Raw genomic sequence first — 20,942 nt, forward strand, 5'->3', positions numbered from 1 at the left:
AGAACACCACATGACAACGACGTCAGCGACGTCGACGCGCGGTGGAGCGCGCGTCCACGTCCAGCGTTTCGGCACCTTCCTCTCGGGGATGGTCATGCCGAACATCGCGGCCTTCATCGCCTGGGGCTTCATCACCGCCCTCTTCATCGAGACCGGGTGGCTGCCGCTGCTCGGCGTCGACGCCACCTGGGTCCAGCAGTTCGGCGGCTGGAGCAGCGACCCCGACGTCGTGAACACCGGCCTCGTCGGCCCGATGATCACCTACCTCCTCCCGCTGCTCATCGCGAACACCGGTGGCCGCATGGTCTACGGCGCCCGAGGCGGCGTCGTCGGCACCATCGCGACCATGGGCGTCATCGTCGGCGCCGGCATCCCGATGTTCATCGGCGCGATGATCATGGGCCCGCTCTCGGCGTGGCTCATGAAGAAGGTCGACGCGATCTGGGACGGCAAGATCAAGCCCGGCTTCGAGATGCTCGTCAACAACTTCTCGGCCGGCATCCTCGGCCTCCTGCTGGCGCTCGTCGCGTTCGCCGGCGTCGCCCCGCTCGTCGTGGGCCTCTCGGCCGTCCTGGGCGCCGGAGTCGAGTGGCTGGTCGGCGCGGGCCTGCTCCCGCTGACGAGCCTCTTCATCGAGCCCGCCAAGATCCTGTTCCTCAACAACGCGATCAACCACGGCGTGCTCACCCCGCTCGGCGTGCAGCAGGCGGAGGAGACCGGCAAGTCCTTCCTCTTCCTCCTCGAGGCGAACCCCGGCCCCGGCCTGGGCGTGCTCCTCGCTTTCGCGATCTTCGGAGTCGGCGCCGCCCGCGCCTCCGCTCCCGGTGCCGCGGTCATCCACTTCATCGGCGGCATCCACGAGATCTACTTCCCCTACGTGCTGATGAAGCCGGCCCTCCTCGCCGCCGTCATCCTCGGTGGCGCGACCGGTGTCGCCACGAACGTCGCCTTCAACTCGGGCCTGCGCGCCCCGGCCTCGCCCGGCTCGATCATCGCGGTGCTCCTGCAGACCGCGAACGACAGCTTCATCGGAGTCATCCTGTCGGTCGTCCTCGCCGCCGCCGTCTCGTTCGCGGTCGCCTCGGTGATCATCCGCGCCGGCCGCAAGAGCGACCTCGCCGCAGCGCAGGAGGGCGACGACAAGCTCGCCGCCGCCGTCGCCGCGAACCAGGCCAACAAGGGCAAGGACAGCGCCGTCGGCTCGCTCATCAACGCCGGCGGAGCCAACACCCCGCAGGACTCCAGCGGCGCCTCCGTCGCCGGTGCCACCGCGACCGCGACCCAGGTCCGGAACATCGTGTTCGCCTGCGACGCCGGGATGGGATCGTCCGCCATGGGCGCCTCCGTCCTGCGCAACAAGATGAAGAAGGCGGGCTTCGAGGACGTCACGGTCACCAACAAGGCGATCGCGGCTCTCGAAGACGACGTCGACCTGGTCATCACCCAGGCCGAGCTCACCGAGCGCGCTCGCCAGCGCACGCCCGGCGCGATCCACGTCTCCGTCGACAACTTCATGAACAGCCCGAAGTACGACGAGGTCGTCTCGCTCGTCCGCGAACAGCACGGCCAGTAGCCCGCGACCATCCAGTAAGCACGACGAGGGAGCCCGTAGGGTGCGACGAGGCGGACACGCTCCGCTCGCCCCTGCGGGCTCCCTCGCCTGTTCCCACCATCGGAAGGACTGAAGCCATGAGCGAAGTGCTCACCATCGGACAGATCAACGCCTCCGGCACCGCCACCACGAAGGAGGCAGCCATCAAGGAGGCCGCCGACATGCTCGTGGGAGTCGGCGCGGTGACCCCCGCCTACCACGAGGCGATGCTCGCCCGCGAGGCGACCGTCTCCACCTACATGGGCAACCTGCTCGCGATCCCGCACGGCACCAACGACGCGAAGGACGAGATCCGCTCCTCCGCGCTGTCGTTCGTCCGCTACGCGCAGCCGATCGACTGGGACGGCAACGAGGTGCGCTTCGTCGTCGGCATCGCCGGCGTGAACAACGAGCACCTCGAGATCCTCTCGAAGATCGCCATCATCTTCTCGGAGGAGGACGAGGTGCAGAAGCTCCTCGACGCCCCCGACGCGCAGGCGCTCTACGGGCTCCTCGGGGAGGTCAACTCCTGATGCCCAAGGCCGTCCACTTCGGCGCCGGCAACATCGGCCGCGGCTTCGTCGGGCTGATCCTGCACGGAGCCGGCTACGAGATCGTCTTCGCCGACGTCAACGCCGCGCTGATCGACCAGCTGGCCGCCGCCGACAGCTACGAGGTGCACGAGGTGGGGGAGGAGTCGGTCACGCACGTGGTCGACCGCTTCCGCGCCGTGAACTCGGCCGCCGACGAGGAGGCCCTGATCCGCGAGATCGCGACGGCCGACATCGTCACGACGGCGGTCGGCCCCAACATCCTCCGCTTCGTCGCTCCCGTGATCGCGAAGGGCCTCGCGGCCCGGGACGAGTCCGCGGCCCGGCTCAGCGTGATGGCCTGCGAGAACGCGATCAACGCGACCCGTCTGCTGCAGACCGAGGTCGCCGCGAACCTCGGCGCGGACGAGTGGGAGACGCTGCGCTCCCGTGCGGTCTTCGCCGACACCGCGGTGGACCGCATCGTGCCGAACCAGGAGCCGGGGCAGGGTCTGGACGTCACCGTCGAGAGCTTCTTCGAGTGGGTCATCGACCGCACCCCCTTCGAGGGCGGCGAGCCGGAGCTGCCGGGCGCGACCTACGTCGACGACCTGGAGCCCTTCATCGAGCGCAAGCTCTTCACGGTGAACACCGGCCACGCGACGGCGGCCTACGTCGGCTTCGCGGCCGGCGCGCACAAGCTCTCGGACGCTCTGGCGATCCCGGAGGTGCACGACGCGGTGAAGGCGGCCCTCGAGGACACCAAGGCGCTCATCGTGGCGAAGCACGGCTTCAGCGACGAGGAGCAGCAGGCCTACCTCGAGAAGACCCTGAAGCGCTTCGGCAACCCGTACCTGACCGACACGGTCGACCGGGTCGGCCGTCAGCCCCTGCGGAAGCTGTCGCGCCACGAGCGCTTCATCGGCCCCGCGGCCGAGCTCGCCGAGCGGGGTCGCACCCCGTCGGGACTCCTGGCCGCCGTCGGCGCCGCGCTGCGCTTCGACGTGCCGGAGGACCCGCAGAGCGTCGAGCTGCGCGAGAAGCTCGCCGCGCTCTCGCCGGAGGAGTTCGTCTCGGACGTGACCGGGCTCGCTCCCGAGCACCCGCTGTTCCCGCAGCTCGTCGAGGTCGTGCGCTCCTAGCGGCAGGCAGCACGCCCCCCACTGACGGACGGGACCCGAACGGGTCCCGTCCGTCAGTGCTCCCCGCGAGGGTCAGAACAGCCTCCAGCGGGTCAGCGGCCAGGCGACGGCGAAGACTCGGCCCACCACGCGCTCGACGGGCACCGTCTTGACGCAGGCGTCGATCGGTCCGACCGCGCCGCGGCAGAGCCCGAGCGAGTCGTTCGAGTTCGAGCGGTGGTCGCCGAGGACGAAGAGCGTGCCCTCCGGCACCGTGTACTCCTGGAAGCACCGGGTCGAGGCGGGCGTCGTCGAGCAGTCGAGCGACCCGGCGTCGAACGGGAAGTCCTCGAAGACGTAGTCCTCGTCGAGCGGCTGCCCGTCGACGAGCACCCGCCCCTCGGCGTCGCAGCACGAGACCGTCTGACCGGCCGACGCGATGACGCGCTTCACGAGGAACTCCTCGTGGCTGGGGCCGATGCTGGTCACGTCGCCGAAGTACTTCACGGCCTCCGAGAGCGGGTTCCCGACCGTGTCGGTGGCCCCCCACGCCTCGTCGCGCGAGAAGACGACGATGCGCCCCGTCCCCGGCTCGCCCTGCAGTGCCGCGGTGCGGTCGACGAGGATCCGGTCGCCGAAGAAGCCGCCGCCCTGCAGGGTGCTCTCCATCGACCCGGTAGGCACGGTGTACACCTTCACGAAGAAGGTCTGCACGAGGGCGATGACGACGATCGCGACCAGCACCGTGACGAGCGGATGCGAGTACCAGCGCCGCCCGTCGCGGTCCGTGGATCTCCTCGTGCGCGCCATCGGCACTCCCTCCGTCGGCCCGACCCGGGCCCGGGAGCCAGCCTAGGCGGCGGCGAGGGGCCGATCGGCGGAGGCGCGTCCTGTCCGGCCGCTCGTGCGACACGCCCGAGGTGGCGGAGCGGGCCGGAATCGCGTAGCATCGACCCTTGGTGTTTTGCGCGTGCTCCGGTACGCCCGCACACCGCATCCCGGGCACTCGCCCGGGGGAGGATCGCGCGGAAACATTCGCACGACCAGTACACACACTACTTCCGAACGACAGTGAGGCTATGGCCAAAAAAGACGGTGTCATCGAAATCGAAGGTGCGGTTGTCGAGGCGCTCCCCAACGCGATGTTCCGCGTGGAGCTGACCAACGGACACAAAGTTCTCGCCCACATCTCGGGCAAGATGCGTCAGCACTACATCCGCATCCTCCCCGAGGACCGCGTGATCGTGGAGCTGAGCCCTTACGACCTGACCCGCGGCCGGATCGTCTACCGCTACAAGTAGGCGTTCGCCCCGCTCCGTTCGCGACGTGCGTGTCCTGTAAGGAACGGCCCCGGCATCCGCCGGGAGCACGACGCCAGCGAAATCAAGGAACAGAACCATGAAGGTCAACCCCAGCGTCAAGCGCATCTGCGACCACTGCAAGATCATCCGCCGCCACGGCAACGTGATGGTCATCTGCAGCAGCAACCCCCGCCACAAGCAGCGCCAGGGCTAGTCCCGACCGCTGCTCCCGGCAGGGAGCGCCGGGGCGGTCCGCCGCCCCACAACAGAACACAGAACCGCAACGTCACCACTCGCGCTGCATCCCCGCCCCGGCGGGGACGAACGGCGAGGACACCCCCGGTGGAGGCCGGGGCACCGGCGTTGCATCACACCTCCACTCACTCAACAGGAGAAGCCACAATGGCACGTCTGGCAGGAGTAGACATCCCGCGCGAGAAGCGCGTGGAGGTCGCACTGACCTACATCTACGGTGTCGGCCGCACTCGGGCGCTCGCGACCCTCAGCGACACCGGGATCGACGGCAACATCCGAGTCAAGGACCTCAGCGACGACCAGCTCGTCGCGCTCCGCGACTACATCGAGGGCAACTACAAGGTGGAGGGAGACCTCCGCCGCGAGGTCGCCGCCGACATCCGCCGCAAGGTCGAGATCGGCTCCTACGAGGGCCTCCGTCACCGCCGCGGCCTCCCGGTCCGTGGACAGCGCACCAAGACGAACGCGCGCACCCGCAAGGGACCCAAGCGCACCGTCGCCGGCAAGAAGAAGGCCGGCCGCAAGTAACGCGGGCGACACGGACCTAGAGGAGATACACATTGGCTACCCCCAAGTCGGCCGCTCGTAAGCCGCGCCGCAAGGAGAAGAAGAACATCGCAGTGGGCCAGGCCCACATCAAGTCGACGTTCAACAACACCATCGTCTCGATCACCGACCCCTCCGGGGCCGTCATCAGCTGGGCCTCGTCCGGTGGAGTCGGCTTCAAGGGCTCGCGCAAGTCGACGCCGTTCGCTGCCCAGCTCGCCGCCGAGTCGGCCGCGCGCCAGGCTCAGGAGCACGGCATGAAGAAGGTCGACGTCTTCGTGAAGGGCCCGGGCTCGGGTCGCGAGACGGCGATCCGCTCCCTCCAGGCCGCAGGCCTCGAGGTCGGCTCGATCAACGACGTCACCCCGCAGGCGCACAACGGGTGCCGCCCGCCCAAGCGCCGCCGCGTCTAGCACCAGCACTCGCAGCCGTCGGTCGGCCGCGCTCCCGCCCTCCGCGGCGGGCGCCGGCCGACCGGCGGATCGCGCATTTCTTTCATAACTTCATACCTCGCAAACGCACGTGTCATATAGCGGACACGTGATCGAAAGGAATCAACAGTGCTTATCGCACAGCGTCCGACGCTCACCGAGGAGAACATCTCGGAGTTCCGTTCCCGCTTCGTCATCGAGCCCCTCGAGCCCGGCTTCGGCTACACGCTCGGCAACTCGCTGCGTCGCACCCTGCTGTCCTCCATCCCGGGCGCCGCTGTCACCAGCATCCGGATCGACGGAGTCCTGCACGAGTTCACGACGGTCCCGGGCGTCCGCGAGGACGTCACCGAGATCATCCTGAACATCAAGGGCCTGGTCGTCTCCTCGGAGCACGACGAGCCGATCACCGCCTACCTGCGCAAGCAGGGCGCCGGTCAGGTCACCGCCGCCGACATCTCGGCTCCGGCCGGTGTCGAGATCCACAACCCGGAGCTCGTCATCGCCACGCTGAACGACAAGGCGAAGTTCGAGCTGGAGCTCACCATCGAGCGCGGCCGCGGCTACGTGTCGGCGACCCAGAACCGCAGCGAGTTCTCCGAGGCCGGCCAGATCCCGGTCGACTCGATCTACTCGCCCGTGCTGAAGGTCACCTACCGCGTCGAGGCCACCCGTGCCGGCGAGCGCACCGACTTCGACCGCCTGGTCGTCGACGTGGAGACGAAGGCCGCGATCACGCCGCGCGACGCCATCGCCTCCGCCGGTCGCACGCTGACCGAGCTGTTCGGACTCGCCCGCGAGCTGAACAACGCGGCAGAGGGCATCGAGATCGGCCCCGCGCCGGTCGACGCCGTCCTCTCGACCGAGCTGTCGATGCCCATCGAGGACCTCGACCTCTCGGTGCGCAGCTACAACTGCCTCAAGCGCGAGGGCATCAACAACGTCAATGAGCTCGTCGCCCTCTCGGAGACGCAGCTCATGAACATCCGCAACTTCGGTCAGAAGTCGGTGGATGAGGTCAAGGAGAAGCTGACGGAGCTCGGCCTGTCGCTCAAGGACTCGGTCCCCGGGTTCGACGGCGCCCACTTCTACAGCTACGACGACGAGAGCATCTAGGTCTCCGCTCCGGAGCCTGAGGCTCTTCGCGACCGACCTGCTGACACCCCTTTAGTACTGGAGTAAACCCATGCCCAAGCCCACCAAGGGCCCCCGCCTCGGAGGCGGTCCCGCACACGAGCGTCTGATGCTGGCGAACCTGGCCGCGGCCCTGTTCACGCACAAGAGCATCAAGACGACCGAGACCAAGGCCAAGCGCCTGCGTCCGCTCGCCGAGCGCCTCGTCACGTTCGCCAAGCGCGGCGACCTGCACGCCCGTCGTCGCGTCCTCGCGACCATCGGCGACAAGTCCGTCGTGCACGAGCTCTTCACCGAGATCGCTCCGCTCGTCGCCGAGCGCGAGGGCGGCTACACCCGCATCACCAAGATCGGTCCCCGCAAGGGCGACAACGCCCCCATGGCGGTCATCGAGCTCGTCCTCGAGCCCGTGACCCCGAAGGCGAAGAAGTCCCGCACCACGGCGGCGCCGGCGTCGGCTCCCGTCGCGGACGCCCCCGTCGAGGAGACCGACGTCCAGGACGCGCCGTCCGAGGACGTCGCCGCCGTCCAGGACGCTCCCGTCGAGGACGCCCCGGTCGAGGAGACCAGCGAGACCAAGTAGTCCCGCGCGATCGTCGAGAGCCCTCCGTCCTCCGGGACGGGGGGCTCTCGTCGTTCCGGGAGGGCGGTCGGCGACACTCCGGTGGCGCGTAACGTCGCCTACGATGGCGTCATCGCGCTGCATCGCGCGACCGCGCCGCCCGGTGCGGCCGGGGCCGCCGCCCCGGTGAGCCTGCGGAAGGGGAGTCGTGCGTCTGCGCTCCCGACGACCGGCCGTCCTGGTCCTCTCCCTCGTCGTCGTCCTCGCGGGCTGCTCGTCCGTGCCGGTGGTCGAGATCCCGGAGCAGTCCGGAGCGACCGCGGTGATCACGCCGACGCCGGTGCCCGCCGAGCCGACCGCCGCCGCGCAGCCGGTCCTGGACTGCGCGACCGTCCTGCCCGCCTCGCGGATCGAGGAGAGCACGGGGCTGCCGAGCGGATCGGTCGCGCTGGTCGGCGACGGCCGACGCTGCACCTACTCCGTCGCGGGCAACCCCTCCGCGCTCGAGGTGACCCTCGCGCCGGCGCGCCTGCTCGAGACCTTCGTCGGTGCGGGGGAGGCCGTCGGTGCGACGCCGGTGCCCCTGGGCGACGCCGGCTACCGCGTCGACCGCGACGCCGGGGCGTCGCAGCCCGGCGAGCTGGCGATCCAGGCCGGCGGCTACGAAGTGCGCATCGTCTCGCACCTCGGGGACTCCGCCACAGCGCTCGACTGGGCGGAGACCGTCCTCGCCGCTGCCGGCGTGCGCCTCTAGGCCGGATCCGATCGGCCGGAGAGGCCCGGTGCGTCGATCTAGACTCGACGGGTGCTTCACCGCGTCCGCCTCGACCTGGCCTACGACGGCTCCCACTTCTCGGGCTGGGCTCTCCAGCCCGGACTCCGCACGGTGCAGGGGGTGCTCGAGGACGCGCTGTCGAAGGTGCTGCGCACGCCCGAGCGCACGACGGTCACGGTGGCGGGCCGCACGGACGTCGGCGTGCACGCCAGCGCGCAGGTCGCGCACGCCGACCTCAGCGAGGAGCAGTGGATCCGGCTCAGCGGTGGTCGCCGAGCGGGCGAGGGGACGCTGCCGCAGGAGGCGGTGCTGGAGCGGCGGCTGCGCGGGATCCTCGGGCAGTACTCGGACCTCAGCGTGCACCGCGTCTCGCGAGCGCCCGAAGGGTTCGACGCCCGCTTCTCCGCCCGGTGGCGACGCTACGAGTACCGGCTGGCGGACGCCTCGTCGCTGCGCCACCCGCTCGAGGAGGGCGTACACGACGTGGATCACGGAGTCGGTCGACGAGGAGGCGATGAACCGGGCGGCGCAGTCGCTGCTGGGCCTGCACGACTACGCGTCCTTCTGCCGGGCGAGGGTGGGCGCGACCACGATCCGGACGCTGCTCGACTTCGACTGGGAGCGCGACTCCGACGGCGTCCTGCACGCGCACCTCCGGGCCGACGCCTTCTGCCACAGCATGGTGCGCGCGCTCGTGGGGGCCTGCGTCGCAGTGGGGCACGGGCGGCTCGCCGCGGAGGACGTCGAGGGGCTCCGCGACGACGCGGCCAGAACCAACGCGTTCGCGGTGATGCCGGCCCGCGGGCTCATCCTGCGCGAGGTCGACTATCCTGAGGACTCCTCGCTCGCCGAGCGCGCCACCCAGACGCGCGTGCGCCGCACCCTGCCGGTCGCCGAGCCCCTCGCGGAGGACCCGTCATGATCCGCTCCACGCCCGCCTCCCTCGTCGGCGCTGCCGTGCTCGCGCTCGCACTCGCCGGCTGCTCGGGCACGACGGTCGACATCCCGGAGCAGGCGCAGCCCACCATCGCGACGCAGACCCCCGCCGCCGGCACGACGCCCGCGACGACCGACCCGGCCGCCCCCGCGGCACCGACGCTCACCGCCGAGACGCTGGACTGCGCGCAGGTGCTGCCGGTCGAGACGATCGAGTCGATCCTGGATCTCCCGGAGGAGTTCGCGACGCCCTCCGAGCAGCTCGGGGCCTGCGCGTGGTCGATGGCCGGCAATCCCACTGCGCTGCTGCTCCAGTCCGCCACGGGAGCGACCCTCGCGGACGCGACCGCGCGGCAGGCGTCGGCCGTCGGCGCCGTGGGCAGCGACCTGGGCGAGGCGGCCTTCTTCCAGCCCGGCGACCCGGCGCTGGACCCGGCGTCCACGTTCACGGTGCTCGCGGGGGACCGGCTCGTGTCCCTCCGGTCATCGGTGGGCGCGCAGGACGCGCTCGAGACGCTCGCCGAGGACGTGCTCGCCGCACTCGGCGGGACGGAGTGAGCGGCTGCTCCCGTCCCGCGAGGGCCGCCGACCGGCGTCGTCGCCATCGCTGACGGTGTCGTCGCTATCGCTGACGGCATCTTTGCTGTAATGTCGACCCTTGGTGTTTTCGGCCGTGTGCCGAGCGCCCGAAGTTGAGCCCTCCACCGGATCGGTTCGGCCCCCTCGCGGGTCGAACGGCCACGGAGCGGGATTCACGAACACCTCACTCCGACCAGAAAGCAGCACTCACGTGACTCGCACTTTTTCTCCGAAGCCGGCTGACGTCCAGCACGACTGGATCGTCATCGACGCGTCCGACGTCGTGCTCGGCCGTCTCGCCACCCACGCCGCGGCGCTCCTGCGCGGCAAGCACAAGGCCACCTTCGCGCCGCACATGGACATGGGCGACTTCGTCATCATCGTCAACGCGGAGAAGGTCGCCCTGACCGGCCAGAAGCTCCTCCAGAAGAAGGCCTACCGCCACTCCGGCTACCCGGGAGGCCTCTCGGCCACCACGTACGCCGAGCTCCTCGAGAAGAACCCGGTCCGCGCCGTCGAGAAGGCCATCCGCGGAATGCTCCCCAAGAACTCCCTCGGCCGTGCGCAGCTGCGCAAGCTGAAGGTCTACACGGGCACCGAGCACCCTCACGCGGCGCAGCAGCCCAAGGCGTACGCCTTCACCCAGGTCGCCCAGTAGGCTCCGGCCCTCCCCGACACCCCAGACTTCGAAGACAAAGGATCACCTACACCGTGGCGAAGATCGCAGACCAGATCGACGTGGCTCCCGAGAGCTACTCCACCGAAAGCCCGGCCACCGAGGCGTCCTCGACGCCCCGCGCCGTCCTCAACGTCTCCGGCGCAGCCGTGGGCCGTCGCAAGCAGGCCATCGCCCGCGTGCGCCTGGTCCCGGGCTCCGGCAGCCTGACCGTCAACGCCCGCGAGTTCGCGGAGTACTTCCCCAACAAGCTGCACCAGCAGCTGATCACCGACCCGTTCAAGGTGCTCGACCTCGTCGGCTCCTACGACGTCGTCGCGAAGATCACCGGCGGCGGCCCCTCCGGCCAGGCCGGCGCGCTGCGCCTCGCCATCGCCCGTGCGCTCAACGAGATCGACCGCGAGAACAACCGCGCCATCCTCAAGAAGGCCGGCTTCCTCACGCGCGACGCCCGCGTCATCGAGCGCAAGAAGGCCGGTCTCAAGAAGGCCCGCAAGGCGTCGCAGTTCTCGAAGCGCTAGTCGGTGCGGCCCCTCGGGCCGCGCGACCAGTAGCTGGAGAAGTGGACTGCGCACTATGACGCGCCTGTTCGGAACCGACGGCGTCCGTGGCCTCGCGAATCGCGAGGTCACGGCCGACCTGGCTCTCGGCCTCGCCCAGGCGGCCGCCCGTGTACTCGGTGCGGCCGCCCGGGCGGAGGGTCGACGCCCCCTCGCGGTGCTCGCCCGCGACCCCAGAATCTCCGGCCAGTTCATCGGCGCCGCTGTCGCCGCCGGACTCGCCAGCGCCGGAGTCGACGTCCTCGACGCCGGCGTCATCCCCACGCCCGCGACCGCGTACCTGATCGCCGACGAGCAGGCCGACTTCGGCGTGATGATCTCGGCGTCGCACAACCCGGCCGCCGACAACGGCATCAAGTTCTTCGCCGCGGGCGGGCGCAAGCTGCCCGACGAGCTCGAGAACCGCATCGAAGCGGCTCTCGGCGTCCCCGCGCTCACGCCCACCGGCCCCGACGTCGGCCGGATCCGCCGTTTCTCCGACGCGGAGGACCGCTACGTGGTCCACCTGCTCGGGTCGCTCGGCAGCACCCGGCTCGACGGCCTGCACGTCGTCATCGACTGCGCGCACGGCGCGGCGGCCGGCATCTCGCCCGAGGTCTTCACCGACGCGGGCGCCACCGTCACCGTGATCGGCAACGATCCCGACGGCCTGAACATCAACGACGGCGTCGGCTCGACGCACCTCGACCACGTCGCCGAGGCGGTCCTCGCGGCCGGAGCGGACCTGGGCATCGCGCACGACGGCGACGCCGACCGCTGCCTGGCCGTGGACGCCACCGGGCGCGTCATCGACGGCGACCAGATCATGGCGATCCTCGCGACGTCGATGGCCCGACGCGGCGTGCTCCGGGACAACGTCCTGGTCGCCACCGTCATGAGCAACCTGGGCCTCAAGATCGCGATGGCCGACGCCGGCATCCGCGTCATCGAGACCGGAGTGGGCGACCGCTACGTGCTCGAGGCGATGAACGACGGAGGCTACTCCCTCGGCGGCGAGCAGTCGGGCCACGTCATCATGAGCCGCTTCGCGACGACCGGCGACGGTGTCCTCACCGGCCTGCAGCTCGCGGCCGAGATGGCGCGCTCCGGGAAGAGCATCGCCGAGCTGGCCTCGGTGATGAAGGTGTTCCCGCAGACCCTCGTGAACGTCCGCGGCGTCGACCGCGAGGGCGTGCACGACGACGAGGTCATCGCGGCCGCGGTCGCGGACGCGTCCGCCGAGCTCGGCACGGGCGGTCGCGTCCTGCTCCGCCCCTCCGGGACCGAGCCGATGGTGCGCGTCATGGTCGAGGCGACGACGCAGGAGACGGCCGACCGCCTCGCGCAGTCGCTCGCCGATGTGGTGCTGGAGCGGCTGCGCTCCTAGGGAGCGCGCGTCCGGGGGATCTCGAGACGCGGGCTGCTCGATCAGCGAGGGAGGGGCGGCGTCCCTCCTGCGAGCGGAGTCCCGCCTGCTCGAGACAAGTCGACGCCGCGCGGTTCCCCGACGCTCAGATCTTGCGGAGGAGCACCGACGACACCGCGTGGTCCGACTGCTTGCGCAGGACCAGGCTGGCGCGGCTGCGCGTGGGGCGCACGTTCTGCACGAGGTTCGGCTCGTTGATCGCGTCCCAGATGCTGCGGGCGCGCTCGCGGGCCTCGTCCGGCGTGAGGGTCGAGTAGCGGTGGAAGTAGGAGTTCGGATTGGCGAACGCTCCCTGCTGCAGCGCGAGGAAGCGCTCCTCGTACCAGCGGGCGATGTCGCCCGTGCGCGCATCGACGTACACGGTGAAGTCGAAGAGGTCGCTGACGGCGAGGCCGTGCCCGGGAACGGGCGGCTGCAGCACGTTCAGCCCCTCGACGATGAGCACGTCGGGCCGGCGCACCACGATCTCCGCGTCCGGGACGATGTCGTACGAGAGATGCGAGTAGAAGGGTGCGCGCACTTCGGCGGCTCCGCCCTTCACCTCCGACACGAAGCGGAGCAGAGCGCGGCGGTCGTAGGACTCGGGGAAGCCCTTGCGGCTCATCAGCCCGCGCCGCTCGAGCTCGGCGTTGGGCAGCAGGAAGCCGTCGGTGGTGACCAGCTCGACGCGGGGAGTGTCCTCCCAGCGGGCGAGCAGCTCGCGCAGGAGCCGCGCGATCGTGGACTTGCCCACCGCCACCGAGCCGGCGACTCCGATCACGAAGGGGGTGGGCTGCGCCCGCTCGCCGAGGAACGTGCTCGTCGCCCGGTGCAGATGACGGGAGCCGGCGGCGTACAGCGCGAGCAGACGGGAGAGCGGCAGGTACACCTCCGCCACCTCGGTGAGGCTCAGCCGATCGCCCAGCCCGCGCAGCTGCACGACCTCGGTCTCGGTCAGCGGGAGCTCCGTGGACCGGGCCAGCTCGGCCCAGTCGGAGCGGACGATCTCGACGAACGGGGAGGGCTGCGCCTCGCGGCCGGGTTCGCGAGCTGACGACGGCATAGGCACCGATCCTAGCGGCCGACGGCGCAGCGGCCCCGTCGCGGCGATCGGGACCTCCGGCGCGGTTAGGATCGAGCCCATGTGTGGAATCGTGGGATACGTCGGCGCGCGTGACAGCCTGGCCGTGCTGCTCGGGGGCCTGAAGCGTCTGGAGTACCGCGGGTACGACTCCGCGGGAGTGGCCGTCATCGACGCGGACGGGGTGGTCGACAGCCGCAAGCGCTCCGGCAAGCTCAGCGTCCTGGTCGACGACCTCGAGGCGAACCCGCTGGCGCAGGGCACGACCGGCATCGGGCACACCCGGTGGGCGACCCACGGCGGGCCGACCGATCGCAACGCCCACCCGCACCTCGCGGACGACGGCAAGCTGGCCGTCATCCACAACGGCATCATCGAGAACTTCCAGCCGCTCAAGGAGGAGCTCGCCGCCGAGGGCGTCGTCTTCGAGAGCGAGACCGACACCGAGGTCGCCGCGCACCTCATCGCCCGCGAGTACCGCCGCACCGGCGACCTCGTGCTCTCCTTCCAGGCGATCGTCGCGCGGCTCGAGGGCGCCTTCACGCTCCTCGCCCTGCACCAGGACCAGCCGGGTGTCGTGGTCGGCGCCCGCCGCAACTCCCCGCTCGTGATCGGCCTGGGCGACGGCGAGAACTTCCTCGGCTCGGACGTCGCGGCGTTCGTCGAGTTCACCCGTCGCGCGGTCGCGATCGGGCAGGACCAGATCGTCACGATCACCCCTGATCTCGTCACCGTCACCGACTTCTTCGGCGAGCCCGTCGAGACCGAGCCGTTCGAGATCGCCTGGGACGCGTCCGCCTCCGAGAAGGGCGGCTGGTCGAGCTTCATGGCGAAGGAGATCACCGAGGGTCCCGAGGCCGTCGCCAACACGCTCCGCGGACGCATCCACGAGGGCGTCGTCACGCTCCCCGAGCTCGAGGGCCTGGACCCGATCCTCACGGACATCGACCGGATCACGATCATCGGCTGCGGCACCGCCGCCTACTCGGGCATGGTCGCCAAGTACGCGATCGAGAAGTGGGCGCGGGTCCCCGTCGAGGTCGAGCTGAGCCACGAGTTCCGCTACCGCGACCCGGTCCTCAGCCCGCGCACGCTCGTGGTCTCGATCAGCCAGTCCGGCGAGACGATGGACACCCTGATGGCGGTCAAGTACGCCCGGGAGCACGGCGCGAAGACGCTCTCGGTCTGCAACACGCAGGGCGCGACGATCCCGCGCGAGTCCGACGCGGTGCTCTACACGCACGCGGGCCCGGAGGTGGCGGTCGCCTCGACCAAGGCCTTCGTCGCGCAGATCGCGGCTCTCTACCTCTTCGGACTGCACCTCGCCACCGTGCGGGGGGCCTCCTCCGCCGAGGTCATCGCCTCGCAGGCCGCCGAGCTCCAGGCGATCCCCGAGAAGCTGTCGAAGGTCCTCGACGCCTCCGACGACATCGCGCAGCTGGCCGGCTGGATGGCCGACACCCGCGCCGTGCTCTTCCTCGGCCGCCACGTCGGCTACCCGGTCGCCCTCGAGGGCGCGCTCAAGCTCAAGGAGCTGGCGTACATCCACGCCGAGGGCTTCGCCGCCGGCGAGCTCAAGCACGGTCCGATCGCGCTGATCGAGCCCGGCCAGGTCGTCTTCGTGATCGTGCCGAGCCCGAGCGAGTCGTACGAGCTGCAGCGCAAGGTGATCTCGAACATCCAGGAGATCAAGGCGCGCGGCGCCCGCGTCATCGCGATCGCGGAGCAGGGCGACACCGCGGCGATCCAGATCGCCGACGAGGTCGTGCCGATCCCGCTCGCCGACCCGCTGTTCGAGCCGCTGCTCGCGGTCACCCCGCTGCAGATGTTCGCGATGGAGCTCGCGACCGCGAAGGGCTTGGACGTCGACCAGCCGCGCAACCTCGCCAAGTCGGTCACGGTCGAGTGACCCCGTCGTGATCGTGGGGATCGGCGTGGACGTCGTGGACCTCGCCCGCTTCGCGCGGGCGATCGACCGCACGCCGCGCCTCCGCGATCGCCTGTTCGCCCCGAGCGAACGCGATCTCCCCGTCGCCTCCCTCGCCGGGCGCTTCGCGGCGAAGGAGGCGCTCATCAAGGCGCTGGGGGACTCGGCCGGGGCGCGCTGGCACGACATGGTCGTCGAGCGCGACGAGCACGGGAACCCGTCCTTCGCCCTCCACGGGGCGGCGCGGGCGGCGGCGGATGCGCGGGGAATCGCGCGGATCCACCTCTCGATGACGCACGACGCCGGCGTCGCCTGCGCGTTCGTGGTGGCCGAGTCGTGACCGCGCCGCTGTCGTTCCGCGAGGCGCTGATCGACGCCGACGCGATCGCCCGGAACGTGGGGCGGATGCGGGAGCTGACGGGTGCTCGTCGGCTGATGGTGGTCGTGAAGGCCAACGCCTACGGCCACGGAGCGCTCGCGGCCGCGCAGGCGGCGCTCGCGGGCGGGGCCGATGCGCTCGGCACGGCGGACCTCCGCGAGGCGGTCGCCCTGCGCGAGGCGGGGGTCCTCGCTCCGCTGCTCTGCTGGCTGCACGACCCCGGCGAGGACTTCGACGCGGCGGTCGAGCACGGCGTCGACGTCGGCGTCTCCTCGCTCGCCCAGCTCGACGCGCTCGCCCAGGCCGCCGAGGACCGCGGGGCGCGCGCGGCGGTGCAACTGAAGCTCGACACCGGTCTCAGCCGCAACGGCGCTCCGGAGCAGGAGTGGCCCGAGCTCGCCGAGGCTCTCGCGCGGCACACCGCGCGCGGCGTCCTGCATCTGACGGGGGTGTTCTCGCACCTCTCGAACACGTCGCGCGAGGAGGACCTCGCCCAGCTCGCGGTCCTGGCCCGCGGAGAGGCGCTGCTGCGCGAGCGCGGCGTCGCAGCACCCCTCGTGCATCTCGCGGCGTCCGCCGGTGCGCTGCGGATCCCGGAGGCGCGGCGCGACATGGTCCGCGTCGGCATCGGGGCGTACGGCCTCTCGCCCTTCGACGACGAGACGTCGCTCGAGCTCGGCCTCGTCCCGGCGATGACGCTGCAGGGGCGCGTCGCGGGCGTCCGGCGCGTCGACGAGGGCGTCGGCGTCAGCTACGACTACACCTACCGCGCCGATGCCGCGACCGGGCTCGCGCTCATCCCGTTCGGCTACGCCGACGGCATCCCGCGCAGCGCCTCCGGAGTCGCCGAGGTGCACATCCGCGGACGCCGCCACCGCATCGCCGGTCGGGTGGCCATGGACCAGTTCGTCGTCGACGTGGGCGACACCCCGGTCGAGGCCGGCGACGCCGTCACCCTGTGGGGCGACCCGACGACCGGCGTCCCCTCGGTCGACGAGTGGGCGCGCTGGTGCGGCACGATCAACTACGAGCTCGTGACCCGGGTCGGCGGGCGCGTGCAGCGCCGGGTGCTCGGCGGCGATCGTGGCTGAGCGCGGCCGGTCCGGCGACCGCGCTTCGTTCACCGACCGCGCCTCGTTCGCCGACCGCACCGTGGAGGTCGCGGATCCGGAGGAGATGGAGGAGCTCGGCCGCGAGCTCGGCCGCTCGCTCCGCGCCGGCGATCTGCTGGTGCTCACCGGACCGCTCGGCGCGGGCAAGACCACGTTCACGCGGGGACTGGGGGAGGGCCTGGACGTCCGCGGGCCCGTGACGAGCCCGACCTTCGTGATCGCGCGCACGCATCCGCCCCTGCACGACGGCCCGCCGCTCGTGCACGTCGACGCCTACCGCGTGGGCTCGGCGGTCGAGCTGGACGACCTCGACCTCGATCTCGAGCACTCCGTCGTCGTCGTGGAGTGGGGTGCCGGGCTGCTCGACGGAGTCGCGGAGTCGTGGCTCGACATCGTCATCGAGCGCCCGACCGCCGGGTCCGACGCCGCGGAGGGCGAGGAGCCGATCGAGCCGCGGACGGTCCGCTTCCGCGGCACCCGCTGGGTGTGAGCCGCGCGGGTACCCTGTCAGGGTGCTGCTCGCGATCGACACCTCCTCCGGAACCTCCGTCGCCGTCGTCGACGACCGGGGCGCCGTCCTCTCCGAGCGCTCGGAGAGCGACACCATGCGGCACGCCGAGGTCGTCGGCCGACTGATCCAGGAGTCTCTCGCCGCCGCGGGCGCGACCAGCGCCGACATCGGGGCCGTCGCGGTCGGCATGGGTCCCGGACCCTTCACGGGCCTGCGGGTCGGGATCGCCGCCGCGCGCGCCTTCGCCTTCGGCCGCGGCGTCCCCGCGCTGCCGGTCGTGTCGCACGACGCCCTCGCCCTGGCGGCGCTGCGCGAGGGACGGGAACCCGGGTTCCTGGTCGTCACCGACGCCCGCCGCCGCGAGCTCTACTGGAGCGCCTACGCGGGACTCGACGAGCAGGGGCTCCCCGTGCGCATCGACGGCCCGGGATTGGACAAGCCCGGGTCGCTGCCCTTCCCCGAGCTTCCCCGGCTCGAGGCCGCGTCCGTGTCGGCCGCGGCACTGGGGGCCGTCGCCGCGCTCGGCCGTGCGGCGGGCCGGGCCCCTGCGGCCGACGAGCCCCTCTACCTCCGCTCGCCCGATGTGACGCTGTCGGACGGGCCCAAGCGGGTGACGGCGTGAGCGCACAGCTGCGCAGGGCCGTGCCGGCGGACCTCGACGCGATCATGGCGATCGAGGAGTCGGAGTTCACGAGCGACGCCTGGTCGCGCACGATGATGGCGGAGGAGATCCGCAGCGCCCACACGCACTACCTCGTCGCGGAGGACGACGGAGTCGTCACGGGGTATGCCGGGCTGCTCTGCCCGCGCGGCGCCCACGAGGGGGACGTCCAGACGATCGCGGTCCTCGCCTCCGCCCGGCGCCGCGGACTCGGGCGGCGCCTGCTAGGCGCCCTGCTCGCCGAGGCGCGCGCGCGCGGCGCCCGCGAGGTGTTCCTCGAGGTCCGCGCGGACAACCCCGGGGCGCAGACCCTCTACCGATCGGAGGGCTTCGACGAGATCGGGGTCCGCCCCGCCTACTACCAGCCCGACGGAGTGGACGCGATCGTGATGCGCGCCCCACTCGCGCGGGCGACGGAGGAGACCGCATGAGCGCCGGACCGCTCGTCCTCGGGATCGAGACCAGCTGCGACGAGACGGGGATCGGCATCGTCCGCGGCACCACGCTGCTCGCCAACACCATCGCCTCGTCGATGGACGAGCACGCGCGCTACGGCGGAGTGGTGCCGGAGGTCGCCGCGCGCGCCCACCTCGAGGCGCTCGAGCCCACGCTCCGCACGGCCCTCGCCGAGGCCGGCGTCGCCCTCGAGGACCTCGACGCGATCGCCGTCACCAGCGGCCCGGGCCTGTCCGGCGCGCTGATGGTCGGCGTGGGGGCGGCGAAGGCGCTCGCCGTCTCACTGGGGAAGCCCCTGTACGCCGTGAACCACCTGGTCGGCCACGTCGGGGCCGACGTGCTGCGGGCCGACGGCAGCGATGGCAGCCCGGTCGAGGTGCCCACGATCGCACTGCTGGTCTCGGGCGGTCACACATCGCTCCTGCACGTGCGCGACCTGGTGTCGGACGTCGAGCTCCTGGGGGAGACCATCGACGACGCGGCGGGGGAGGCGTTCGACAAGGTCGCGCGCGTGCTCGGCCTGCCCTATCCGGGCGGCCCGCAGATCGACCGGGTGGCCGCTCTCGGCGATCCGCGCGCCATCCGCTTCCCGCGCGGGCTCAGCCTGCCGAAGGACCTCGAGCGCCACCGCTACGACTTCTCGTTCTCCGGGCTCAAGACCGCCGTCGCCCGCTGGGTGGAGAAGCGCCAGGACGCGGGCGAGGAGGTGCCGATCGCCGATGTGGCGGCGAGCTTCCGCGAGGCGGTCGCCGACGTGCTGCTGACGAAGGCGATCGCGGCGTGCCGCGACCGGGACGTGCCGCGGCTCCTCCTGGGCGGCGGAGTGGTCGCGAACGCCCGGGTCCGCGCCCTCGCGCAGGAGCGCTGCGACGCGGCGGGGATCCAGCTGCGCATCCCGGCGCTCTCGCTCTGCACCGACAACGGGGCGATGATCGCGGCGCTCGCCGCCCAGCTCATCCGGGCCGGTCGCGCACCCTCGAGTCTCGACTTCAGTGCCGACTCGACCCTGCCGGTCACCGAGATCCAGGTCCACTAGTCGTGGATCCGGCGCTCTGCAAGCGGCGCTCAGCCTTTTGACAGCGTGCTCGGCGCCCTGCCACGCTGGCCTCTCCTGCCGTTCCTGATCAAGGGGGATCCCATGACCACTCCGTACACGCCGACCACCGATCGCTACAACATCCTGGCGATCATCGGCTTCATCGCCTCGTTCTTCGTCTCCGTCGTCGGGATCGTCCTCGGCTTCATCGCCCTGTCGCAGATCAAGCGCACGGGGGAGAAGGGACGCGGCCTCGCGATCGCCGCGATCGTCATCGGCTTCGCCGCCCTGATCCTCGGAGTCATCGTCGGAGTCCTCTTCTTCGCCGCGCTGGCCACCGTCCCGATGTCGGAGTACTGACGACGGCCGGTCCCTCGGGGGACCCTAGGCTGGACGGAGCCGCGCGAGGGGAGAGCACGTGAACGACGAGTCCGCCGGGGCGGTCGCCGGTGACCCGGCACCCCCTCTCCCGTTCGCCCCTCCCACGGGAGCACCGTCGGCGGCCTACCCGCCGCCGGCGGGCTCCGCGGATCCGCACCCCGGCTTCCCGGGTGGTCTTCGTCCGCGGACGCCGCTCAACGGCCTCGCGGTCGCCGCACTGCTCTGCGGGATCCTCGGTCTCGCACCCGCGGCGATCGTGCTCGGCCACGTGGGCTTCGCCCAGGCCCGGCGTTCAGGCCAGCGCGGACGCGGTCTGGCGATCGCCGGCTTCGCGCTGGGCTACCTGGTCGTGATACTCGCCGTCGTCGCGTACCTCGCCTACACCGCCTTCGTCGGCGGCCTGCGTTCCGACGGGTATCTGCCCGCCTGAGGTCTCCGACGGGTGCTGGATAGACTCGGCGCCATGAACGACAGCGCCGCGCCCGGCTCCGAGGAGCGTCCGGGCACCGTCCCCGTCCCGCCCGTGCCGCCGATCCCTCCCGCCCCGCCGGCGCCGCCGTCCTCCTCGCGCCCCGGGCCCGCCTACGGAGTCCCGCCGGCTCCCGGCCCGTCGGACGCCCCGGACTACGGATCGCCCTCGGGCCGGCCGCCTGCGTATGCGTACGCGGCCGCGCCGCCTGCGTACGCGTCCGCGCCCCCGCCTCCCACCGCCCCGAAGACGCTCAGCATCGTCGGCATGATCCTCGGCATCGCGGGCCTGGTCATCACGGTGTTCGTCTGGGGCTTCGGCTTCGTCCTCTCGGCGCCCGCTGTGGTGCTCGGGGTCCTCGGGCGGCGCCGGGAGCCCGCCGCCCGCGGGTTCGCTCTGGCGGCGATCATCACCGGTCTCGCCGGAATCGTCGTCTCGCTGATCTACCTCGCCGTCACCGTGGTGATCCTCGTGGTGGCGATCGGAGCGGCGAACTCCTAGAGCCTGTTGAACACGATCTCGCGTGCTCCGCTCGGCCTGATCGCACG

Annotated in this window: 26 protein-coding genes and 1 pseudogene; 25 read left to right on the forward strand and 2 right to left on the reverse strand. The window is 71.4% G+C overall.

The window, feature by feature from the left end:
* Positions 1-10 precede the first annotated feature (10 nt).
* The 3 genes from AC0CID_RS18280 (at position 11) to AC0CID_RS18290 (ending at position 3,263) form a co-directional block, all read left to right on the forward strand.
* On the forward strand, positions 11-1,573 hold the full coding sequence (locus AC0CID_RS18280) for a PTS mannitol transporter subunit IICB (protein WP_465227906.1): 1,563 nt from the start codon (positions 11-13) through the stop codon (positions 1,571-1,573).
* Positions 1,574-1,689: 116 nt separating this feature from the next.
* Positions 1,690-2,124, forward strand: a complete 435-nt coding sequence (locus AC0CID_RS18285) for a PTS mannitol transporter subunit IIA (protein WP_207403165.1) — start codon at positions 1,690-1,692, stop codon at positions 2,122-2,124.
* On the forward strand, positions 2,124-3,263 hold the full coding sequence (locus AC0CID_RS18290) for a mannitol-1-phosphate 5-dehydrogenase (protein ID WP_465227907.1): 1,140 nt from the start codon (positions 2,124-2,126) through the stop codon (positions 3,261-3,263). The genes AC0CID_RS18285 and AC0CID_RS18290 overlap by 1 nt, the downstream gene beginning before the upstream one ends.
* A 72-nt stretch (positions 3,264-3,335) precedes the next feature.
* Here the strand turns inward: AC0CID_RS18290 and lepB are convergent, their stop codons facing one another.
* Complete coding sequence (lepB, locus tag AC0CID_RS18295) at positions 3,336-4,052, reverse strand: signal peptidase I (protein ID WP_465227908.1); 717 nt, start codon at positions 4,050-4,052, stop codon at positions 3,336-3,338.
* A gap of 269 nt (positions 4,053-4,321) precedes the next feature.
* Here lepB and infA point away from each other — a divergent pair, with 269 nt between their 5' ends.
* The 12 genes and pseudogenes from infA to glmM all read left to right on the forward strand — a co-directional run bounded on the left by infA (position 4,322) and on the right by glmM (position 12,363).
* Complete coding sequence (gene infA / locus AC0CID_RS18300) at positions 4,322-4,543, forward strand: translation initiation factor IF-1 (protein ID WP_022883252.1); 222 nt, start codon at positions 4,322-4,324, stop codon at positions 4,541-4,543.
* 97 nt (positions 4,544-4,640) lie between these two features.
* Entirely contained in the window at positions 4,641-4,757 is a 117-nt protein-coding gene (rpmJ, locus tag AC0CID_RS18305; RefSeq protein ID WP_055787164.1) for a 50S ribosomal protein L36, read from the forward strand.
* A 188-nt stretch (positions 4,758-4,945) separates the two neighbouring features.
* Positions 4,946-5,326, forward strand: coding sequence for a 30S ribosomal protein S13 (gene rpsM, locus AC0CID_RS18310; protein WP_207403162.1), 381 nt, complete (start codon positions 4,946-4,948; stop codon positions 5,324-5,326).
* Positions 5,327-5,358: 32 nt separating this feature from the next.
* Positions 5,359-5,757 (forward strand): 30S ribosomal protein S11, encoded by a 399-nt coding sequence (gene rpsK, locus AC0CID_RS18315; RefSeq protein WP_055787170.1) that lies wholly within the window; start codon positions 5,359-5,361, stop codon positions 5,755-5,757.
* 147 nt (positions 5,758-5,904) lie between these two features.
* On the forward strand, positions 5,905-6,891 hold the full coding sequence (locus AC0CID_RS18320; RefSeq protein ID WP_173248947.1) for a DNA-directed RNA polymerase subunit alpha: 987 nt from the start codon (positions 5,905-5,907) through the stop codon (positions 6,889-6,891).
* Between the two features lie 70 nt (positions 6,892-6,961).
* Positions 6,962-7,492, forward strand: a complete 531-nt coding sequence (gene rplQ / locus AC0CID_RS18325) for a 50S ribosomal protein L17 (RefSeq protein ID WP_465227909.1) — start codon at positions 6,962-6,964, stop codon at positions 7,490-7,492.
* Between the two features lie 187 nt (positions 7,493-7,679).
* Entirely contained in the window at positions 7,680-8,225 is a 546-nt protein-coding gene (locus AC0CID_RS18330) for a hypothetical protein (protein WP_465227910.1), read from the forward strand.
* 51 nt (positions 8,226-8,276) lie between these two features.
* Positions 8,277-9,168 (forward strand): annotated as a pseudogene (truA, locus tag AC0CID_RS18335) (tRNA pseudouridine(38-40) synthase TruA).
* On the forward strand, positions 9,165-9,740 hold the full coding sequence (locus AC0CID_RS18340) for a hypothetical protein (protein ID WP_465227911.1): 576 nt from the start codon (positions 9,165-9,167) through the stop codon (positions 9,738-9,740). Before truA ends, AC0CID_RS18340 begins: the two are co-directional and overlap by 4 nt.
* A 232-nt stretch (positions 9,741-9,972) precedes the next feature.
* Positions 9,973-10,419, forward strand: a complete 447-nt coding sequence (gene rplM / locus AC0CID_RS18345; RefSeq protein ID WP_207403157.1) for a 50S ribosomal protein L13 — start codon at positions 9,973-9,975, stop codon at positions 10,417-10,419.
* Between the two features lie 53 nt (positions 10,420-10,472).
* Entirely contained in the window at positions 10,473-10,958 is a 486-nt protein-coding gene (rpsI, locus tag AC0CID_RS18350) for a 30S ribosomal protein S9 (RefSeq protein WP_194607437.1), read from the forward strand.
* A gap of 55 nt (positions 10,959-11,013) precedes the next feature.
* Positions 11,014-12,363, forward strand: coding sequence for a phosphoglucosamine mutase (gene glmM, locus AC0CID_RS18355; protein ID WP_207403156.1), 1,350 nt, complete (start codon positions 11,014-11,016; stop codon positions 12,361-12,363).
* A 124-nt stretch (positions 12,364-12,487) separates the two neighbouring features.
* On the opposite strand, the gene coaA is transcribed toward glmM, so the two are convergent.
* Positions 12,488-13,444: a type I pantothenate kinase gene (gene coaA / locus AC0CID_RS18360; RefSeq protein WP_251945879.1), complete on the reverse strand. Its 957-nt coding sequence runs from the start codon at positions 13,442-13,444 to the stop codon at positions 12,488-12,490.
* 79 nt (positions 13,445-13,523) lie between these two features.
* On the opposite strand from coaA, the gene glmS reads away from it, so the two are divergent.
* The 10 genes from glmS (at position 13,524) to AC0CID_RS18410 (ending at position 20,895) form a co-directional block, all read left to right on the forward strand.
* Positions 13,524-15,371, forward strand: a complete 1,848-nt coding sequence (gene glmS, locus AC0CID_RS18365) for a glutamine--fructose-6-phosphate transaminase (isomerizing) (protein WP_207403154.1) — start codon at positions 13,524-13,526, stop codon at positions 15,369-15,371.
* A 7-nt stretch (positions 15,372-15,378) separates the two neighbouring features.
* Entirely contained in the window at positions 15,379-15,729 is a 351-nt protein-coding gene (locus tag AC0CID_RS18370; protein WP_465227912.1) for a holo-ACP synthase, read from the forward strand.
* Entirely contained in the window at positions 15,726-16,859 is a 1,134-nt protein-coding gene (alr, locus tag AC0CID_RS18375) for an alanine racemase (protein WP_465227913.1), read from the forward strand. The genes AC0CID_RS18370 and alr overlap by 4 nt, the downstream gene beginning before the upstream one ends.
* Before the next feature lie 85 nt (positions 16,860-16,944).
* Positions 16,945-17,370 carry a tRNA (adenosine(37)-N6)-threonylcarbamoyltransferase complex ATPase subunit type 1 TsaE gene (gene tsaE, locus AC0CID_RS18380; protein ID WP_465228136.1) on the forward strand — a complete coding sequence of 142 codons (426 nt, stop codon included), beginning with the start codon at positions 16,945-16,947 and terminating at the stop codon, positions 17,368-17,370.
* A 22-nt stretch (positions 17,371-17,392) separates the two neighbouring features.
* Positions 17,393-18,013 carry a tRNA (adenosine(37)-N6)-threonylcarbamoyltransferase complex dimerization subunit type 1 TsaB gene (gene tsaB / locus AC0CID_RS18385; RefSeq protein ID WP_465227914.1) on the forward strand — a complete coding sequence of 207 codons (621 nt, stop codon included), beginning with the start codon at positions 17,393-17,395 and terminating at the stop codon, positions 18,011-18,013.
* Positions 18,010-18,483, forward strand: coding sequence for a ribosomal protein S18-alanine N-acetyltransferase (gene rimI, locus AC0CID_RS18390; RefSeq protein ID WP_465227915.1), 474 nt, complete (start codon positions 18,010-18,012; stop codon positions 18,481-18,483). Before tsaB ends, rimI begins: the two co-directional genes overlap by 4 nt.
* Positions 18,480-19,544: a tRNA (adenosine(37)-N6)-threonylcarbamoyltransferase complex transferase subunit TsaD gene (gene tsaD, locus AC0CID_RS18395; protein ID WP_465227916.1), complete on the forward strand. Its 1,065-nt coding sequence runs from the start codon at positions 18,480-18,482 to the stop codon at positions 19,542-19,544. The genes rimI and tsaD overlap by 4 nt, the downstream gene beginning before the upstream one ends.
* A gap of 102 nt (positions 19,545-19,646) precedes the next feature.
* Positions 19,647-19,904 (forward strand): DUF4190 domain-containing protein, encoded by a 258-nt coding sequence (locus AC0CID_RS18400; protein WP_207403148.1) that lies wholly within the window; start codon positions 19,647-19,649, stop codon positions 19,902-19,904.
* 58 nt (positions 19,905-19,962) lie between these two features.
* On the forward strand, positions 19,963-20,355 hold the full coding sequence (locus tag AC0CID_RS18405; RefSeq protein WP_465227917.1) for a DUF4190 domain-containing protein: 393 nt from the start codon (positions 19,963-19,965) through the stop codon (positions 20,353-20,355).
* A 33-nt stretch (positions 20,356-20,388) separates the two neighbouring features.
* Positions 20,389-20,895 carry a DUF4190 domain-containing protein gene (locus AC0CID_RS18410; RefSeq protein ID WP_465227918.1) on the forward strand — a complete coding sequence of 169 codons (507 nt, stop codon included), beginning with the start codon at positions 20,389-20,391 and terminating at the stop codon, positions 20,893-20,895.
* Positions 20,896-20,942: the final 47 nt, after the last annotated feature.

The sequence above is a fragment of the Rathayibacter sp. AC451 genome, from assembly GCF_979253095.1.

What these genes read in the sequence shown, in the direction of transcription:
- rplQ (WP_465227909.1), top strand. Translation starts at nt 6,962, where the DNA reads ATGCCCAAGCCCACCAAGGGCCCCCGCCTCGGAGGCGGTCCCGCACAC.
- AC0CID_RS18410 (WP_465227918.1), top strand. Translation starts at nt 20,389, where the DNA reads ATGAACGACAGCGCCGCGCCCGGCTCCGAGGAGCGTCCGGGCACCGTC.
- rpsM (WP_207403162.1), top strand. Translation starts at nt 4,946, where the DNA reads ATGGCACGTCTGGCAGGAGTAGACATCCCGCGCGAGAAGCGCGTGGAG.
- glmS (WP_207403154.1), top strand. Translation starts at nt 13,524, where the DNA reads ATGTGTGGAATCGTGGGATACGTCGGCGCGCGTGACAGCCTGGCCGTG.
- AC0CID_RS18400 (WP_207403148.1), top strand. Translation starts at nt 19,647, where the DNA reads ATGACCACTCCGTACACGCCGACCACCGATCGCTACAACATCCTGGCG.
- lepB (WP_465227908.1), bottom strand. Translation starts at nt 4,052, where the DNA reads ATGGCGCGCACGAGGAGATCCACGGACCGCGACGGGCGGCGCTGGTAC.
- glmM (WP_207403156.1), top strand. Translation starts at nt 11,014, where the DNA reads ATGACGCGCCTGTTCGGAACCGACGGCGTCCGTGGCCTCGCGAATCGC.
- tsaE (WP_465228136.1), top strand. Translation starts at nt 16,945, where the DNA reads ATGGAGGAGCTCGGCCGCGAGCTCGGCCGCTCGCTCCGCGCCGGCGAT.
- AC0CID_RS18290 (WP_465227907.1), top strand. Translation starts at nt 2,124, where the DNA reads ATGCCCAAGGCCGTCCACTTCGGCGCCGGCAACATCGGCCGCGGCTTC.
- AC0CID_RS18285 (WP_207403165.1), top strand. Translation starts at nt 1,690, where the DNA reads ATGAGCGAAGTGCTCACCATCGGACAGATCAACGCCTCCGGCACCGCC.
- AC0CID_RS18340 (WP_465227911.1), top strand. Translation starts at nt 9,165, where the DNA reads ATGATCCGCTCCACGCCCGCCTCCCTCGTCGGCGCTGCCGTGCTCGCG.
- infA (WP_022883252.1), top strand. Translation starts at nt 4,322, where the DNA reads ATGGCCAAAAAAGACGGTGTCATCGAAATCGAAGGTGCGGTTGTCGAG.
- coaA (WP_251945879.1), bottom strand. Translation starts at nt 13,444, where the DNA reads ATGCCGTCGTCAGCTCGCGAACCCGGCCGCGAGGCGCAGCCCTCCCCG.
- AC0CID_RS18280 (WP_465227906.1), top strand. Translation starts at nt 11, where the DNA reads ATGACAACGACGTCAGCGACGTCGACGCGCGGTGGAGCGCGCGTCCAC.
- rpmJ (WP_055787164.1), top strand. Translation starts at nt 4,641, where the DNA reads ATGAAGGTCAACCCCAGCGTCAAGCGCATCTGCGACCACTGCAAGATC.
- tsaD (WP_465227916.1), top strand. Translation starts at nt 18,480, where the DNA reads ATGAGCGCCGGACCGCTCGTCCTCGGGATCGAGACCAGCTGCGACGAG.